We start from the raw sequence: 16,317 nt of genomic DNA, 5'->3' as shown, positions 1-16,317 counted from the left end.
GTCAGTATTCTTTTTCTTAATTTGTCATTAATTTATTTTTTTTATTTTTTTCAAAATATAAATCATTAATCGATATTAATAATATCCCTGCTAATTTTTTGTCAAAAGAAAAAGGGAGAATTTTGAAAATTTATCGGGGGCGATAGCAGGGATTTTGACCTTTAGCCGTTCAAAACGCGGCGGCCAATCGAACTGTTTAACAAGATAGGGAAAGATCTCTGCTTGGAAAGTATGCAGTGAGGTATGACTACGATAAACTGGACAAAATAGGCCATCTTGAAGATGGTAACACTGCAAGACTAAAGGAATATGTACGGGGGTGATTCCCTCGCGCGCATAAATAAGGTACAAGGCTGCATGAAAATCCCAATTAGAATCCAACCTCTGGTGGATGACGGCCTGATCGATGATGTGGTCCGTCGACTGAAAAGTGGCAAAGAAGCCGATGTTTACACCGTTTTGTGCGGTGGGGAAATCCGTTGTGCAAAAGTCTACAAAGAGGCCACACAGCGCAGCTTTAAACAGGCCGTTCAGTATCAGGAAGGGCGTAAGGTACGCAACAGCCGCAGTGCACGTGCCATGCAGAAAGGCTCCAAGTTTGGTCGCAAGCAGCAGGAAGAAACCTGGCAAACGGCCGAGGTTGATGCGCTTTTCCGCTTAGCTAACGCGGGTGTGCGCGTCCCTCAGCCTTACATTTGTCTTGACGGCGTGCTGCTGATGGAGCTTATCACCGACGGTGAAGGACTGGTGGCACCCCGTTTGAGCGACGTGACTTTCACTGAGGAAGAAGCGCTTGTGGGGCATGACACTATGATCCGCAATATCGTTCGTATGCTGTGCGCCGGTATTGTTCACGGCGACCTTTCGGAATTTAACGTGCTGCTTGATGCGCAAGGGCCGGTGATTATCGACCTGCCTCAGGCGGTTGACGCCTCGGCAAACAATCACGCCGAATCAATGTTTGAACGTGACGTGAACAACATGACCGATTTCTACGGCCAGTTTGCCCCTGAACTGTTGAAAACCCGTTATGCGAAAGAAATTTGGGCACTTTATGAAGAGGGCAAACTCACGCCGGAAAGTGTGCTGAGTGGCCACTTTGTTGAAGACACCCATGCTGCCGACGTCGATTCGTTGCTGGACGAAATTACCGCCGCAGAAGATGAATACTACGACCGTCAGCGCGCATTAAAAGAAAGGGAGTGATCGCGCTCTCCAAAACCTTGCTGTTGTAAGTATTCCTGTGCCGCTGCCGAGAGCATAAAGTCGGCCAGCGGCGATGCCGACGCGCTACACTGCGCAAAGGCATAGTTCGCTCGAATATTATAATCCTCAGGTATTTCAATTACCCGCAGCGTTTCACACTGTGCCAAACGGCGCGCATAGCTGGCGTAACCAATAAACAGGTCGCACTGTCCGCCGTTAATTAGCCAGGCCGCGGCCAACTCTCCTGCCGGTACGCTCTGACTCGTGGGGCCGCCTACCAGTGGCAGTGCGCAATGACGCAGTGTTTCACCGAGGCCCGGATGGCGTTTCTCAATCGTCTCAAACAGTTGCCAAGTGTAGTCGCCCGAAGGGTCAGCCAGCGGCGTGGAGGTACCCAGTCGCAGCGCCGGGTCACTTAGCAGCGCGATCCACGAAGCGTGCGTCTCGGCAACGCTTCTGCGCGCGGTGAGGCATAGGCGATTGCTGGTGAAGGTTTCAACCCGCTGTGCCAGCCCAAGTGTCTTGAGGCGCTGCGGGTGTGCCACATTGGCTGAAGCAAAGAAATCGACATTTTCGCCCTGTTCAATACGCTGGCGCAGCAATCCTGCGGGTCCAAACTGCGTCTCTACCGAGACCCCAGTCTCGCGGGTGAAACGCTGCATCAGCGGTTGCCAAACCGACCGCAGGCTGCCTGCGGCCAGTACCTTGAGTGAAGAGGTCGTCATCAGGACTTAGGCCCGCTGGACGTCACAGAGGCGCTTTGCTGCGCGACATAGTGGGTACGGTAAAAGCGTTGGTAATAAGCGTCTGCCTGCTTTTGCATATCAATGTCGCTGAATTTTTGCGGATAGAGTTTTTTTGCCATCCACAGTTCGCCTATTGCCAGCGCTTCCGGCATTGGATAGCCCCAAGCCTTGGCGTATTCCGGCATCAGGTAAACCCGATGATTTTTCACGGCGTCAATAACCTGCCATTTTGGATCATGTTCAATATCGGTAACGACTTCAGGATAGCGATCCTGAACAAAAATCACCTGTGGGTTCCAGGCAATAACCTGTTCCATGCTGACCTGTTTGAAACCTTTTACCGTTGATTCAGCTACGTTAAACGCACCAGCATGATTCATCATCAGGCCGGTGTATTTGCCCGAGCCGTAAGTGGTGAGGTCTGGGTTAGCCATATAAACGCGCACTCTTTGTTGCGGCGTAACCGACTGCAGGCGCTCAGCGACCCTCTTGCGTTGGGCAAAGGTGTAATCAATCAGCGCATTGGCCTGTTTCTGGCGATCGACAACCTCGCCTATCAGGCGAATACCCTGCTTTAACCCTTCGTTGTAAGCCTGCTCTTCATTGTTGATCTCCGGGTTCATTTTGCCGGCTTCACCCGTTTTATCCTCACGCAACGAGATAGCCACCACGGCAATACCGGCGTTAGTTATCTGGTCAATCATCTCTTTCGGCGCATAGTTGGTCACAAACACCACCTGAGGATGCAGCGCAACCAAGCTTTCTAAATCGACGTGGGTTAAGTCCCCAAGCGCATGCGTCTTCAGCAACTGCGGGGCCAGACGGACGTAGCTGTCACCCAATTGTTGTTTCCAGTTTGCCAGTACGCCCACAATCTTGTGGGTGGCATCAAGCTGAACCAGCAGATTAAGCGTTTGATGTTGCAGAACAACGACACGATCGACGTGATCGGGAACGATCACCTGACGGCCAAGCTGATCGGTCACCTGACGCGAGGCTAGCGTAGAGAAGGAACAGAGACTCAGCGCCGTGCCGAGCAGGAAGGTGTTAAGTAACGTTGCCCTGATAACAGAAAATTTTGGAAAAGCGCTCACTGGGAAAACCTCGTTATACGTTGTGTTCCACATTATATAGCGGTGAGCGCTATCTGAACATCTCGGCGATTATTTACGCCCCTCAATAAGCATTCGCACTGCAAGACCGCTGAGTACGGTGGCCATCATCCAGCGCTGAATAACGGTCCAAAACGGTCTGCCTGCCAAAAAAGAGGCGATGTAACCGGCACTTAGGGCAATCAGCGCATTTACGGTGAAGCTAATCAGTATTTGCATACTGCCGAGCACCATCGACTGCACCAGCACGTTTCCCTGAGATGGAACAATAAACTGCGGCAACAGAGAGAGATAAAGCACGGCGGTTTTGGGATTTAGCAGGTTGGTCAGCAGGCCCATTGTAAACAGCTTGCGGGGGGTATCTTTCGCTAATTCGCGCACCTGAAACGGAGAGCGTCCGCCCGGACGAATGGCCTGCCACGCCATATAAAGCAGATACAGCGCCCCGCAGAACCGCAGGGTGTCATAGGCAAAAGGCACGGCCATTAGCAGGGCAGTAATACCGAGTGCGGCAAAAATCATATAAAACAGGAATCCTACCACCACGCCACTGAGCGAAATCAGGCCAGCTTTAGGTCCTTGGGAAAGGGAGCGGGAGATGAGATACAGCATATTGGGGCCAGGGGTAAGAACCATCCCTAGGGCGATGAGCATAAAGGGTAAAAGGTGAGCGGCATCAGGCATAGCATTCTCCGGAATAGGGGGCGAAGATTAACTGACTAAGATATAGAGCTTTTGCACTTTATTTGGCAAGGACTTGTCATCTTTTATTCATGGTGTTTAAGGTAATCTGTCATAAACAAAACAGGGGCGTTAATGATGAAAACCGAAATTTCCGACCGACTGCGTATCGCCAGTCATATTGCAGCAGAGGCCGCTGAACTGGCAATGAGCTTCTTTGCGCGCCGCAGCGAGATTGATGTCAGCAGCAAACGCACTCAAGATTTTGTTTCTGAAGCCGACGTGGCGGTAGAAACCTTTATTCGTCAACGGCTCCAGCAGCATTTTCCAAACGACCCAATCATTGGTGAAGAGATGGGCGGGCAGTTGAGTGACGGTGCTTGCTGGGTGATTGACCCTATTGATGGCACCTCAAACTTTTTGCGCGGCTCGCCTCTGTGGGGCGTTTCACTCGGCTTGGTTGAACGACATCGTCCGGTGATGGGTGTCGTGGTGCTGCCGGTGCTCAACGAGCTGTTTGCTGCAGAAAGCGGTAAAGGCATTTTCCTCAACGGCAAACCTTTTAGCCGTGATAACCGATTTGCCGACGTGCAGGTGCTTTCCTTGGGCGACAGCTCTGATGACCAACTTGGCGAAGCCTCTGCATTTTATCGCGGGCTGCGTGAGGCCGATTGGTCCGTGCACTGCTACCGTTGCACCACGGTAGGCATGGTATTTGCCGCCAAGGGGCTGATAGACGGGCATTTGCAACGCCGCACTACCCTGTGGGACATTGCCGGTGGCGCCGTGCTTTGTCAGGAAGCCGGATTGGAAACCGTGGTTAATTTTGGCTCCGAGGGCATTCGACATCTCTCCGTCGCGGTAGGCACGCCTAACCTAATGGCAACGGTCAGACCGCTGTGGCCGGATTTGTCGCCGCGTTAACCGATTGTTTGGGCCGCATCGGCCTCTGTCGCCGATGCGGCCCAATGGGTAGCCGATTAAGCGCCAGGTTTAGGCGAAGTAAAACCAGGCGGTATCAATCAGGCCGTTATTCACTTCAAACACTGCGACACTTTCAATAGGCTGCTCGCTCAAGCCGTGGATAATTTCTCGGTCAAAGACTTTATTGCCCAGCACCGTACGTGAAATCAACTCGGCACGCAGCGCTGGATTATTAAATCGATTTTGCGCATAAAATTCGCTAAGCTGCTGTTTACCCTTCATCGATGGTTCGGTAGCAGGCATGCGATATGCCGTAAATGTCTCACTGAAGCAGGCCACGAATTTCTCGAGATCATGCTGGTTGTAGGCATAAAACTGTTGTTCGACGGGCAATAAAGCGTCTGACATTTGCAAATCCTTTTTGAATAAAAATTCTATTATTGTGAATTGATATTCAATATTCACCTATTGGCTCATTTTGTCAACAGGCTGATTGCTAAAGCCGGCAAAAATCGTATGCTCAGCGACGTAGTCTATAATTAACAATTAATTATACCGATCGCCCTGGAGCAGAATGCATGATAATCCTTCACCACCTTAACAACTCGCGTTCCCAACGGATCTTGTGGATGCTAGAAGAGCTGCAACTGCCTTATACCATCGAACGTTATCAGCGCGATGAAAACACCATGCTGGCCCCGGCGTCACTTAAGAAGATCCATCCGCTGGGGAAATCCCCTGTGCTGCAGGACGGCGGTCTGGTGCTGGCCGAATCGGGGGCGATTATTGAGTATTTGCAAGAAACCTACGACGAATACGGCACACTCAAGCCCGAAGATCCCAAACAGCGCCAGCAGTACCGCTACTGGATGCACTATGCCGAAGGTTCACTGATGCCGCTGCTGGTAATGAAGCTTATTTTCGGTCGCCTGGGCAAACCGCCGATGCCGTGGCTGGTGCGCCCGATTGCCGGTGCGATTGGCAAAGGGGTGCAGCAAAATTACATCGATAAGCAATTGTCCACTCATGCCACTTATCTTGAAGACCATTTGGCTAAAAATGCCTGGTTTGCGGGCGAGACCTTCAGCGCCGCCGATATCCAGATGAGCTTTCCGGTTGAGGCCCTTTCTTCTCGGGGGCCGATAGAAAAATGCCCGCGCTTGCAGGCTTGGTTAAAAACCGTTCAGGCCAGACCGGCTTACCAACAGGCGCTGAAACAGGGCGGCCCTTACCAGATTTCCAGCTGATCGCTTTTTAACCTTGCCCTGTTTCACCGCGGGGCAATTTCTGCCTAAAACTTATCCTTTCTCATCTTTTTAGATTAAATGTCTTTAAAGTGAGCGAAAATCCGAAAAACATCGCCAAACGGAGTTGAAACCAGAGCATTAATAGCTGGATAATCGTTTGCTTGGCCGTATCTACGACTTTTGCAACCGCCGTACGCGATGAGAATTAACCGTTTGCCCTGGCTAGTTGCCGATTTTCAACTTGGTTGAAGGTCTGCATCCATCCTTTAGCCGGGTAGGGAAGCGAACGACACGAAACGATTTCATAATGACCACGCAGGCATTTCAGTAGCACATTCAGAGGACTCCACCATGTCTCAACCACAGTCTCAAGCGGGCGGCAGCGTGACGCCCAAAGGATCGCTTGATGCTTTCTTCTCCATCAGCGCGCGCGGCAGCAACGTGCGTCAGGAAATTATTGCCGGACTGACGACGTTTTTGGCGATGGTCTACTCGGTTATCGTCGTACCCGCGATGCTTGGCAAAGCCGGTTTCTCTCCCTCCGCCGTGTTCGTTGCGACGTGCCTGGTCGCGGGTTTAGGCTCACTGCTGATGGGCCTTTGGGCCAATCTGCCGCTGGCGATTGGCTGCGCTATCTCGTTAACGGCGTTTACCGCCTTTAGCCTGGTGATTGGACAACATATCAGCGTTCCCGTCGCGCTTGGCGCCGTATTTCTGATGGGCGTACTGTTCACTGTTATCTCGGTAACCGGCATTCGCTCGTGGATCCTGCGTAATTTACCCACCGGCGTGGCACACGGCACTGGCATTGGCATTGGCCTGTTTTTGCTGTTGGTTGCCGCCAATGGCGTGGGTCTGGTTGTCAAGAATCCACTCGACGGGTTACCGGTCACGCTGGGCGCCTTTACCTCTTTTCCCGTGGTGATGACGCTGCTGGGTCTGGCGGTGATTTTCGGCTTGGAAAAGCTGCGCGTGCCGGGCGGGATCCTGCTGGTGATTATCGCGATTTCAGTGATTGGGCTGATTTTTGACCCTGCGGTGAAATATCATGGCCTGTTCGCCATGCCTTCACTTTCAGACGCCAACGGGCACAGTTTATTCTTCACGCTTGATATTATGGGTGCGATGAAAGCGGCGGTTCTGCCTAGCGTGCTGGCGCTGGTGATGACGGCAGTGTTTGATGCCACCGGCACCATTCGCGCTGTGGCCGGTCAGGCAGACCTGTTGAACAAGGACGGACAGATAATTAATGCCGGTAAGGCACTGACTGCCGATTCAATGAGCAGCATCTTTGCGGGACTGGTCGGCGCGGCCCCGGCGGCGGTGTATATCGAGTCTGCGGCGGGTACGGCAGCGGGCGGTAAAACCGGGTTGACTGCGACGGTAGTGGGCGTGCTGTTCCTGCTGATGCTTTTTCTGTCGCCACTGTCTTATCTGGTACCTGCCTATGCGACGGCGCCTGCGCTAATGTACGTTGGGTTGCTTATGCTCAGCAACGTCACCAAGCTGGACTTCGGCGACTTTGTTGACGCCATGTCCGGCCTGTTGTGCGCGGTGTTTATCGTGCTGACTTGTAACATTGTGACCGGCATTATGCTTGGCTTCAGCTCGCTGGTGGTGGGCAGAGTCTGCTCCGGAGAGTGGCGCAAGCTTAATGTGGGCACGGTAATTATTGCCGTGGCGCTGGTCGCGTTTTATGCCGGAGGGTGGGCGCTGTAGTTCTTTTTCACCGCCCCTCGCTGCGTGCGAAGGGCGGGTTCTCCTTCTGTTCTCCCCCCGTCGCATTCATACCCCAAAAAGAAACGTGAACAACGGTTACACTCGAATTTAAGAAATCTGTAATTTATCTGCGCAGTAAAAGTGTTTTATTATCCCATTGTCGTGCAGGCCCGCCTGCGTCCAGCTTTAAGCATTAACTAAAAACAAGAGTCTAAGGAAAGCATGGAAATATTTTTTACCATTCTGATTTTGATTCTGGTGGTGTCGCTCTCCGGTGTCGTTACCAGGATGTTGCCGTTTCAGGTACCCCTTCCCCTTATGCAAATCGCCGTGGGTGCTTTGCTAGCCTGGCCAAACTTTGGTTTACACGTTGATTTCGATCCCGAACTGTTTCTGGTGCTGTTTATCCCGCCGCTGCTGTTTGCCGATGGCTGGAAAACGCCAATGCGCGAGTTTTTGCACAAAGGGCGCGAAATCCTCGGGCTGGCACTCGCGCTGGTGGTGGTCACCATCGTCGGGGTAGGTTATCTAATTTATATGATGGTACCCAACATTCCACTGGTGGCGGCCTTTGCGCTGGCGGCGGTGCTGTCGCCGACAGATGCCGTGGCACTGTCGGGTATTGTCGGTAAGGGCCGCATTCCGAAACCTATAATGGGGATTTTGGAAGGTGAGGCGTTGATGAACGACGCATCGGGCCTGGTGTCGTTGAAGTTTGCTATCGCGGTGGCGATGGGCACCATGGTGTTTACCGTACCGGGCGCGACAGTTGAGTTTCTCAAAGTTGCCGTTGGCGGTTTGCTGGCGGGCGTAGCGGTGACCTGGTTGTACAGTAAGTCACTGCGCATCATGAGCCGTCTGAGTGGTGATGACCCGGCAACGCAAATAGTGCTGCTGTTGTTGCTGCCTTTTGCCTCCTATCTGATTGCCGAACACATTGGCGTGTCAGGTATTTTGGCCGCGGTGGCCGCTGGGATGACCATCAGTCAGTCGGGCATTATCCGCAATGCGCCGCTGGCGATGCGTCTACGCGCCAATAGCGTTTGGGCGATGCTTGAATTTGTGTTCAACGGCATGGTGTTCATCATGTTGGGGTTGCAGCTGCCGGGCATTCTTGAAAGCTCGCTGGACCAGGCTACCCACGACCCAAGCATCGTTACTTGGCACCTGTTTGCCGATGTTGGGATTATTTATTTTGCCCTGCTGCTGCTGCGTTTTGCCTGGCTGTGGCTGATGAAAAATTTCAGCAACCGCCTGCTCAAGAAGCGTCCACTGATGTTTGGCAGCTTCTCGACCCGCGAGCTGTGGGTTGCGTCATTTGCTGGGGTGAGGGGGGCAATTACCCTGGCCGGTGTGCTTTCTATTCCCCTGTTCCTGGCCGACGGTTCGGCGTTCCCTTCACGCTATCAACTGGTGTTTTTGGCCGCAGGGGTGATTTTGTTCTCCCTGATTGCTGGCGTTATTGCGCTGCCGTTCCTGCTGCGCGGCGTGGTGGTTGATAAGTCTTCTTACCGCGAGGAAGAGCGCATGGCGCGTGCGGTAGCCGCCGAGGTGGCGATTGAAAGCCTGCACAAGATGGAAGAACGTCTGGCGGCCGACTCAGAGGAAAATATTGATGAGCAAACGCTGAAAGAGATCAGCTCGCGCGTGGTGGGCAATCTTCGTCGACGCACCGTCGATAAAGATGACATCGAAAATGCGCTGATGCTGGAGAACCTAGAACGTCGCTTCCGCCTGACTGCCCTGCGGGCCGAGCGAGGCGAGCTGTATCATCTGCGTGCGACCCAGCGTATCAGCAATGAAACGCTGCAAAAGCTACTGCACGATCTCGACTTGCTGGAGGCGCTGCTGGTCGAGAAAGAGGTGTAATGCTCAGTTGAGGATATTTAAAATGCCCGCCGGCTCACGTCTGCGGGCATTTTTTTATTCTTTTATGGGGCGATTTTACCCGGCCAGAATGCGCGACTGCTCGCTATCCACGCCTGTGCGCTCTGCGACAGGTAGATGTCCTGACGCCAAATAAGGCCGAGCTGCCACAGCAGCGTGGGGGCGAGAGGCAGCCACCGCAGCCGCGTGGCGTCAAGACGCTGGCATACCGGCTCGGGGAGAATAGCCACGCCCATACCCGCCTGCACCATGGCGGCAAGAAAGTCCCACTGGCCGCTGCGTGCAGCAATTTTTGGCGTAAAACCGTGGGCGCTAAAGGCATCAAGTAGCTGCCGATAAAGGACAAAATCTTCGTTGTATATCAGGATGCTTTCTTCGGCCAGTTCACTAATGGCGACGCTGCTGCGCTCGAGCCAATACGGCGTTCTCGGCACCACCACGCACAGCGGATGACTGAACAGCAGTTGTGACGTTATCGGCAGGCTGGGGTCGATGGGCAGGGCGGTGAGGGCCAAATCCAGCTCGCCGGAAAGCACCGCCTGCTGCACGGTTAGCCCACCGAACTCCGAAATAATCAGCTCTATGCCAGGATAATTCTGGCGAAACTCGCCTATCAGCGGTGCCATCTGCGTGCCGACCATCGGCGGAACGCCCAGGCGCAACAGTCCGCGTTTCACGTCATTAATGTCTTCCAGTTCGGCCTCCAACTGACGGAATTCTTCGAGAATTTTCAATCCGCGCTGATAAAGAGCCTGACCGCTGTCGGTCAACCGCAGGCGTCGCCCCTCGCGGATGAGCAGGGTACATTCAAGCTCGTCCTCCAGGTTGCGGAGCATTTTGCTGATAGTCGGCTGGGTGACAAACAGTTTTTCGGCCGCGCGGGTAAAACTTTGCTGGCGAACGACTTCAACGAAATAACGCAGGGTGCGGACGTCCATAAAGCTCCACGTAATAAAACATTCCAATTTGGAATCATTTGGATAATTTAAATTCATTTCTATACCGGTTTGTGCGCGACGTATACTGAAATCTCTTAATTCCTGGTCCTTTGAGGTCACCCCATGATGTTGGCGTTGCGCGTAAAAGCGCCGTCGTTGCTTACACGCTTTCAAGTACCGATTCAGTTGGTGCTGTACGCGTTGCTTTTTATGGTTGCAGACCGTCTGGTGACTCTTCTGCACCTGCCGTTACCTGCCAATATTGTCGGCATGGTGATGTTATTGCTGCTTATTGTGTTTAGGGTATTGCCGATTAGCTGGATTAAGGCCGGATCGCGCTGGCTGCTGGCCGAGATGTTGCTGTTTTTTGTTCCCGCCGTGGTTGCCGTGGTGAATTACGCTCAGTTGCTAATGGTTGAAGGCTGGAAAATTTTTCTAGTGATTGGTGTCAGCACTACGCTCACGCTTGGAGCGACGGCGCTGATAGTGGATTGGGTATATAAGCTGGAGCTCAGGCTGGCGGAAAAGAAAAGCGCTGCCCTTGCGCAAAGGGGTGAACGTGACTGACCTAATGCTGAGTATGCTTTGCTTCATCATTACGCTCGGAGTGTATTACGCCAATAAACGACTCTACCGCTGGCGGCGAAGCCTGCTGTTTATGCCGCTGGTGTTTACGCCGATTGTTTTAGTGGCGCTGCTGGTGGTGACCCGCGTTTCCTATCAGGACTACATTGGTGAAACCCACTGGTTGCTGTGGTTGCTTGGGCCGTCAACCCTTGCCTTTGCCGTGCCGGTTTATGAAAACATGGCCATTATCCGTCGTCACTGGATCTCCCTCAGCGCCGGAGTTATCACGGCAATTACTGTCGCGGTATTTAGCTCGGTGTGGCTGGCGCGTCTGTTAACGCTGCCGGAAGAGGTCCAGCGTAGTCTGGCAGTGCGCTCCATCACCACGCCTTTTGCGTTGGCGGCGGCGAAACAGATGGGCGGACAGCCGGATCTGGTGGCACTTTTTGTGGTGATTACCGGCGTGTTCGGCATGGCCGTCGGCGACCTTCTGTTTCTCAGGCTGGCGGTGCGCAGTTCGCTGGCCAAAGGCGCAGGGCTAGGCGCAGCCTCGCACGGCGCGGGAACGGCAAAGGCCTACGAACTTGGTGCGCAGGAAGGTGTGGTGTCGAGCCTGGTGATGATGTTGGCGGGGGTACTGACGGTGGTTATTGCGCCGCTCATTGGGCGCTGTTTTTGGTAAGCAGCGGTGAGTTGCGGTGAGCCGGTGTCAATCGTGACGCAATATTAACCGGCACAGCCTGCGCCGTGCCGGTTAAAAATCCGATTAGTGAATAATTTGCGACAGGAACTCGCGCGTTCTTGCCGACTTCGGATTGGCAAAGAACTCTTCTGGCGGGGCCTGCTCAACTATCTCGCCGCGATCCATAAAGATAACCCGGTCTGCCACCGTCCGCGCAAAGCCCATTTCGTGGGTAACGCACAACATAGTCATCCCTTCATCGGCCAGTCCAATCATGGTGTCCAACACCTCTTTAACCATTTCTGGGTCCAACGCCGAGGTCGGTTCATCAAACAGCATGATTTTAGGCTTCATACACAGTGAGCGGGCAATCGCCACGCGCTGCTGCTGACCGCCCGAAAGCTGCCCCGGAAACTTGTGTGCATGCTCGGCGATACGCACACGCTTCAAGTATTTCATCGCCAATTCCTCGGCTTCTTTTTTCGGCATTTTACGCACCCAGCAAGGCGCCAGCGTGCAGTTTTGCAACACGGTCAGATGCGGGAACAGATTAAAATGCTGAAACACCATCCCGACTTCGGTTCTGATGCGTTCAATATTGCGTAAGTCATCGTTAAGCTCGGTTCCATCGACCACAATGCGCCCCTGCTGGTGCTCTTCAAGGTGGTTAATGCAGCGAATAGTCGTCGATTTACCGGAACCAGAAGGTCCGCACAATACGATACGCTCGCCCGAGGTGACGTTCAGATTGATGCCTTTCAACACGTGGAACTGCCCGTACCACTTATTAACGTCTTCCAGCGTGATCATCATTTTTTTAGTTTCAATGACGTTATGTTCGGTCATGGTTTACCTCAGTGTGCGGAGTGCCCGGTGTGGAAGCGTTTTTCCAAATGTTGGCTATAACGCGACATGCTAAAACAGAAAATCCAGTAAACGGCGGCGGCAAAAACGTAGCCTTCGGTCGACATACCCAACCATTCGGGTGCCACCGTGGCCTGTTGTACGCTGCTGAAAAAGTCCATTAGGCCGATAATGATCACCAGGCTGGTGTCTTTAAACAGCGCGATAATGGTGTTCACCAGGCCGGGAATAACCATCTTCAGCGCCTGCGGTAGAATGACCAGCGCTTGCGTCCTCCAGTAGCCCAGTGCCAGCGACTGTGCGGCCTCGGTTTGACCTTTTGGCAGTGCCTGTAGGCCGCCACGTACCACTTCAGCGACATAGGCCGACTGGAACAGCACCACGCCAACCAGCGCGCGAACCAGTTTGTCGATACTGGTGCCCTCGCTCATAAACAGCGGCAGCATCACCGAGGACATAAACAGCACGGTTATCAGTGGTACGCCGCGCCAGAACTCGATAAAAATCACCGACAGTATGCGCACAATCGGTAAATCAGACCGTCGCGCCAGTGCCAGCAGAATGCCCAGCGGCAGCGCTCCGGCAATGCCCACGGCGGCGATCACCAGAGTTAAGGTCAAACCGCCCCACTGATAGGTTTCAACGCGACTGAGGCCAAAGTAGCCGCCGTACAGCATAAACCAGGTCAACACCGGGAAGCCGACGGCCCAGCAGGCGATGTACAGTCCACGGCGCGGCATGGCCGACAAAAACATCGGCACCAGCGAAAGCAGCCCGACGATTAACGTGGTATTGATGCGCCAGCGTTGGTCAGTCGGATAGAGTCCATACATAAACTGGCCGAAACGCGCATGAATAAACACCCAGCACGCGCCCTGCTTAGTGCAGTCTGCGCGCGTGGTGCCCACCCAGTTGGCCTGGAAAATAACCCAGTTCAGCAGCGGCGGGAGCAGTTCCCACAGCAGCCAGAAGAAAAACAGCGTCAACAGACTGTTAAACCAACTTGAAAACAGATTCTTGCGCGCCCAAAACACGGCTTTGCCAAGCGGGGAACCCGGCTTGGCGCCTCTGACAGATTGAGGGAGTGTGGTCATCGTCATTCGTTTCCCTTAACGCTCAACCAACGCGATGCGTCGGTTATATAGGTTCATCAAGAACGAGATCCCTAGGCTGATAATCAGATAAACCGACATGGTGATAGCGATCGTTTCAATCGCCTGTCCGGTCTGATTGAGTACCGTACCGGCGAACAGCGACACCATGTCTGGATAACCGATGGCCGCAGCCAGTGAGGAGTTTTTGACGATATTAAGATATTGGCTGGTGAGCGGTGGAATAATCACCCGCATAGCCTGCGGCAAAATAACCTGACGCAGCGTGACCGGATTGGGTAAACCCAGCGAGCGTGCGGCTTCATGCTGTCCGTAAGAAACAGACTGGATGCCTGAGCGGATCACTTCGGCAATAAAAGTGGAGGTATACACCGACAGCGCCAGCGTCAGTGCGCCAAGTTCGGGGATCAACACCATGCCGCCGCCGAAGTTAAACCCTTTCAGCTTTGGAATGTCCCAGTGCAGCGCAGGGCCAAAAATCAAATGCGCCACCGCTGGAAATAGAATAAGCATCAGCACGCACCACGGCCAGATTCGCCATACCAGGCCGGTATGAATTTGGCGAAAATGGTTATAACGCTTCAGAAACAGGATGCCGCCAACGGCCAGTACCAGGGCAATCAGCGCGGCCCAGAATCCCGCCGCCATTTCTGGCGAAGGCAAATAAAGGCCACGGTTACTGGCGAACACAGTATCGAAGGCATTCATGCTCTGCCGAGGTCCTGGCAGGTTGCGCAGCACGGCAAAATACCAGAAGAAGATTTGCAGCAGCGGCGGAATATTGCGGAACGTTTCGATATACACGGTGCAGAGTTTGCGGATGAGCCAGTTATCGGAAAGTCTCCCTAATCCGACAACAAAGCCGAGAATCGACGCAAAAACGATGCACAGCGCAGAAACCAGCAAGGTATTCAGCAGGCCGATAAAAAAGACGCGCCCGTAGGTATCGCCTTCGTCATAACTGATTAAGTGTTGGACGATGCCAAAGCCAGCACCGCGGCTCAAGAACTCAAATCCCGAGGTGATCCCTCGCGTCGTTAGGTTGGTGATCGTGTTGTGTAACAGGTAGCCCATGCAGGCAACCAGCAGCAACACCGCAATAATTTGGTACAGCCAGGCGCGAACTGCAGGATTACGCAGCGAGAACGCGACTTTTTCGGTTGGGCGTTGCGACATAAGAGACAGCCTCAGTATGCGGTAATTCGAGTGTTACAGGTTTTGGTGGAGGCGGCACGTCAGGGTGAACTCACGTGCCGCCATCCGGCAGGAATTAACGAACAGGGGGTGCGTACTGGATGCCGCCTTTGTTCCAGAGGGCATTCTGACCGCGAGCAATTTTCAGCGGGCTGCCTTCACCGACGTTGCGGTCGAAGCTTTCGCCGTAGTTGCCGACTTGTTTAACAATTTTGACCACGAAGTCGTTTGGCAGCTTAAGGTCTTCGCCATATTTACCGGTTTTACCCAGCAAGTTGGACATGTCTGGCGTTGTCGGATTTGCGGCCATCGCGTCCACGTTTTTAGAGGTCACGCCCATCTCTTCGGCATTGAGCATCGCGAACAGTGACCAGCGCACGATCTCCAGCCAGTCTTCGTCACCGCGGCGCACTACCGGGCCCAGAGGCTCTTTGGAGATAACTTCTGGCAGCACGATGTAGTCGTCAGGCTTGCTCAGAGACTGACGCAGCGCATACAGCTGGGATTGGTCAGAAGAGAGCGTATCGCAACGGCCAGACTCCAGCGCTTTGGCGCTGTCGCTTGAACGGTCGAAGGTGACCGGCGTGAAGGTCATTTTGTTGGCTTTGAAGTAGTCGGCCACGTTCAGCTCGGTATCCGTACCGGCCTGTAGGCAAACGGTTGCGCCATCCAGCTCTTTCGCGCTTTTGAGGTCGGCTTTCTTGTGCGTCAGGAAGCCGATGCCGTCGTAGTAGTTAACGCCGGCGAAAATCATGCCCATGCCGCCATCGCGGGATGAGGTCCAGGTAGTGTTACGGGAGAGGATGTCGACTTCACCAGATTGCAGGGCGGTAAAACGCTCTTTTGCTGTCAGCGGGGTATATTTTACTTTTGTTGCATCACCAAAAACGGCGGCGGCGATCGCGCGGCAAACGTCTACGTCGAGTCCAGTAATGTTGCCTTTATCATCTTTTGAGGAGAAGCCCGGTAAACCGTCGCTGATACCGCATTTGATAAACCCGTTTTTCTTAATCGCGTCCAGCGTCGTTCCGGCGTGAGCCTGCCCAGCCAGGGTGACAAAACTTGCAGCGGCAATCATCGTTGAGAGCAATATTTTTTTCATAGATCGTCCTGTGAGGCGAGAGCGAAAATTATTATTTTATGAGTGCAGAGCACCCTGTCTGTTTATGGGGCAAAGCCCTCTGCTCAGAATCGTACGAGCAAAACGGCTAAAGCAAAGGGAGTGCCAACATTGAAAACGCTTAGCAATCAGGTACCGTGGGGATATTGCACAGTAACAATCCTGCACGTCAGGAGATTTATTGACCTATTTTGGCGCGTTGTAAACGCCTTTGCTGCAAAATGGTGCGCGATGTTCAACTTTTAAGTGATTTTAAATACCACTTCCGTTGTTTTGCTAACATTCAGTAATATTCAGAAGGTAAATGAATTGGGCGTG

Annotated in this window: 16 protein-coding genes; 7 read left to right on the top strand and 9 right to left on the bottom strand. The window is 53.3% G+C overall.

Going from position 1 to position 16,317, the window contains the following annotated elements; all coding sequences use genetic code 11:
- The first annotated feature begins 357 nt into the window (after positions 1-357).
- Entirely contained in the window at positions 358-1,206 is an 849-nt protein-coding gene (locus tag BS639_RS11710) for a PA4780 family RIO1-like protein kinase (protein WP_055774219.1), read from the top strand.
- On the opposite strand, the gene BS639_RS11705 is transcribed toward BS639_RS11710, so the two are convergent.
- The 3 genes from BS639_RS11705 to BS639_RS11695 form a co-directional block, all read right to left on the bottom strand.
- Entirely contained in the window at positions 1,179-1,931 is a 753-nt protein-coding gene (locus tag BS639_RS11705) for a molybdate ABC transporter substrate-binding protein (protein ID WP_084983151.1), read from the bottom strand. The genes BS639_RS11710 and BS639_RS11705 overlap by 28 nt on opposite strands.
- Entirely contained in the window at positions 1,931-2,992 is a 1,062-nt protein-coding gene (locus BS639_RS11700) for an ABC transporter substrate-binding protein (protein ID WP_228779780.1), read from the bottom strand. Before BS639_RS11700 ends, BS639_RS11705 begins: the two co-directional genes overlap by 1 nt.
- 123 nt (positions 2,993-3,115) lie before the next feature.
- On the bottom strand, positions 3,116-3,748 hold the full coding sequence (locus BS639_RS11695; protein ID WP_084983149.1) for a LysE family translocator: 633 nt from the start codon (positions 3,746-3,748) through the stop codon (positions 3,116-3,118).
- Between the two features lie 132 nt (positions 3,749-3,880).
- Between BS639_RS11695 and BS639_RS11690 the strand changes: the two genes are divergently transcribed.
- Positions 3,881-4,669: an inositol monophosphatase family protein gene (locus tag BS639_RS11690; RefSeq protein ID WP_084983148.1), complete on the top strand. Its 789-nt coding sequence runs from the start codon at positions 3,881-3,883 to the stop codon at positions 4,667-4,669.
- Between the two features lie 69 nt (positions 4,670-4,738).
- Here BS639_RS11690 and BS639_RS11685 read toward each other — a convergent pair whose 3' ends face one another.
- A complete protein-coding gene (locus tag BS639_RS11685; protein ID WP_055774227.1) occupies positions 4,739-5,077 on the bottom strand; it encodes a nuclear transport factor 2 family protein in 339 nt (112 codons plus the stop codon).
- A 170-nt stretch (positions 5,078-5,247) separates the two neighbouring features.
- On the opposite strand from BS639_RS11685, the gene BS639_RS11680 reads away from it, so the two are divergent.
- From BS639_RS11680 to BS639_RS11670, 3 genes are all read left to right on the top strand, one after another.
- Positions 5,248-5,916 (top strand): glutathione S-transferase family protein, encoded by a 669-nt coding sequence (locus BS639_RS11680; RefSeq protein ID WP_084983147.1) that lies wholly within the window; start codon positions 5,248-5,250, stop codon positions 5,914-5,916.
- A gap of 351 nt (positions 5,917-6,267) precedes the next feature.
- Positions 6,268-7,635, top strand: a complete 1,368-nt coding sequence (locus BS639_RS11675; protein ID WP_084983146.1) for an NCS2 family permease — start codon at positions 6,268-6,270, stop codon at positions 7,633-7,635.
- A 222-nt stretch (positions 7,636-7,857) separates the two neighbouring features.
- On the top strand, positions 7,858-9,504 hold the full coding sequence (locus BS639_RS11670; protein WP_055774233.1) for a Na+/H+ antiporter: 1,647 nt from the start codon (positions 7,858-7,860) through the stop codon (positions 9,502-9,504).
- A 62-nt stretch (positions 9,505-9,566) separates the two neighbouring features.
- Here BS639_RS11670 and BS639_RS11665 read toward each other — a convergent pair whose 3' ends face one another.
- The gene (locus BS639_RS11665) at positions 9,567-10,460 is read right to left on the bottom strand and encodes a LysR family transcriptional regulator (RefSeq protein WP_084983145.1); all 894 of its coding nucleotides are present in this window, start codon (positions 10,458-10,460) and stop codon (positions 9,567-9,569) included.
- 123 nt (positions 10,461-10,583) lie between these two features.
- On the opposite strand from BS639_RS11665, the gene BS639_RS11660 reads away from it, so the two are divergent.
- Positions 10,584-11,027, top strand: a complete 444-nt coding sequence (locus tag BS639_RS11660) for a CidA/LrgA family protein (protein WP_084983144.1) — start codon at positions 10,584-10,586, stop codon at positions 11,025-11,027.
- Positions 11,020-11,709 (top strand): LrgB family protein, encoded by a 690-nt coding sequence (locus BS639_RS11655; protein WP_055774250.1) that lies wholly within the window; start codon positions 11,020-11,022, stop codon positions 11,707-11,709. Before BS639_RS11660 ends, BS639_RS11655 begins: the two co-directional genes overlap by 8 nt.
- A gap of 84 nt (positions 11,710-11,793) precedes the next feature.
- Here the strand turns inward: BS639_RS11655 and BS639_RS11650 are convergent, their stop codons facing one another.
- The 4 genes from BS639_RS11650 to BS639_RS11635 form a co-directional block, all read right to left on the bottom strand.
- Positions 11,794-12,555, bottom strand: coding sequence for an amino acid ABC transporter ATP-binding protein (locus BS639_RS11650; RefSeq protein WP_055774253.1), 762 nt, complete (start codon positions 12,553-12,555; stop codon positions 11,794-11,796).
- Between the two features lie 8 nt (positions 12,556-12,563).
- Complete coding sequence (locus BS639_RS11645) at positions 12,564-13,673, bottom strand: amino acid ABC transporter permease (protein ID WP_055774256.1); 1,110 nt, start codon at positions 13,671-13,673, stop codon at positions 12,564-12,566.
- 9 nt (positions 13,674-13,682) lie between these two features.
- Complete coding sequence (locus BS639_RS11640) at positions 13,683-14,861, bottom strand: amino acid ABC transporter permease (protein ID WP_084983143.1); 1,179 nt, start codon at positions 14,859-14,861, stop codon at positions 13,683-13,685.
- A 94-nt stretch (positions 14,862-14,955) separates the two neighbouring features.
- Positions 14,956-15,981, bottom strand: a complete 1,026-nt coding sequence (locus tag BS639_RS11635; RefSeq protein WP_084983142.1) for an amino acid ABC transporter substrate-binding protein — start codon at positions 15,979-15,981, stop codon at positions 14,956-14,958.
- Between the last annotated feature and the right edge of the window lie 336 nt (positions 15,982-16,317).

The sequence above is a fragment of the Rouxiella silvae genome, assembly GCF_002093625.1.
GTDB classification, from domain to species: Bacteria; Pseudomonadota; Gammaproteobacteria; order Enterobacterales; family Enterobacteriaceae; genus Rouxiella; species Rouxiella silvae.
The sequence above is the reverse complement of the archived record's forward strand: the minus strand, read 5'-3'. Positions and strand labels throughout refer to the sequence as shown.

What these genes read in the sequence shown, in the direction of transcription:
- BS639_RS11640 (WP_084983143.1), bottom strand. Translation starts at nt 14,861, where the DNA reads ATGTCGCAACGCCCAACCGAAAAAGTCGCGTTCTCGCTGCGTAATCCT.
- BS639_RS11680 (WP_084983147.1), top strand. Translation starts at nt 5,248, where the DNA reads ATGATAATCCTTCACCACCTTAACAACTCGCGTTCCCAACGGATCTTG.
- BS639_RS11660 (WP_084983144.1), top strand. Translation starts at nt 10,584, where the DNA reads ATGATGTTGGCGTTGCGCGTAAAAGCGCCGTCGTTGCTTACACGCTTT.
- BS639_RS11690 (WP_084983148.1), top strand. Translation starts at nt 3,881, where the DNA reads ATGATGAAAACCGAAATTTCCGACCGACTGCGTATCGCCAGTCATATT.
- BS639_RS11685 (WP_055774227.1), bottom strand. Translation starts at nt 5,077, where the DNA reads ATGTCAGACGCTTTATTGCCCGTCGAACAACAGTTTTATGCCTACAAC.
- BS639_RS11650 (WP_055774253.1), bottom strand. Translation starts at nt 12,555, where the DNA reads ATGACCGAACATAACGTCATTGAAACTAAAAAAATGATGATCACGCTG.
- BS639_RS11645 (WP_055774256.1), bottom strand. Translation starts at nt 13,673, where the DNA reads ATGACGATGACCACACTCCCTCAATCTGTCAGAGGCGCCAAGCCGGGT.
- BS639_RS11705 (WP_084983151.1), bottom strand. Translation starts at nt 1,931, where the DNA reads ATGACGACCTCTTCACTCAAGGTACTGGCCGCAGGCAGCCTGCGGTCG.
- BS639_RS11670 (WP_055774233.1), top strand. Translation starts at nt 7,858, where the DNA reads ATGGAAATATTTTTTACCATTCTGATTTTGATTCTGGTGGTGTCGCTC.
- BS639_RS11675 (WP_084983146.1), top strand. Translation starts at nt 6,268, where the DNA reads ATGTCTCAACCACAGTCTCAAGCGGGCGGCAGCGTGACGCCCAAAGGA.
- BS639_RS11710 (WP_055774219.1), top strand. Translation starts at nt 358, where the DNA reads ATGAAAATCCCAATTAGAATCCAACCTCTGGTGGATGACGGCCTGATC.
- BS639_RS11665 (WP_084983145.1), bottom strand. Translation starts at nt 10,460, where the DNA reads ATGGACGTCCGCACCCTGCGTTATTTCGTTGAAGTCGTTCGCCAGCAA.
- BS639_RS11635 (WP_084983142.1), bottom strand. Translation starts at nt 15,981, where the DNA reads ATGAAAAAAATATTGCTCTCAACGATGATTGCCGCTGCAAGTTTTGTC.
- BS639_RS11695 (WP_084983149.1), bottom strand. Translation starts at nt 3,748, where the DNA reads ATGCCTGATGCCGCTCACCTTTTACCCTTTATGCTCATCGCCCTAGGG.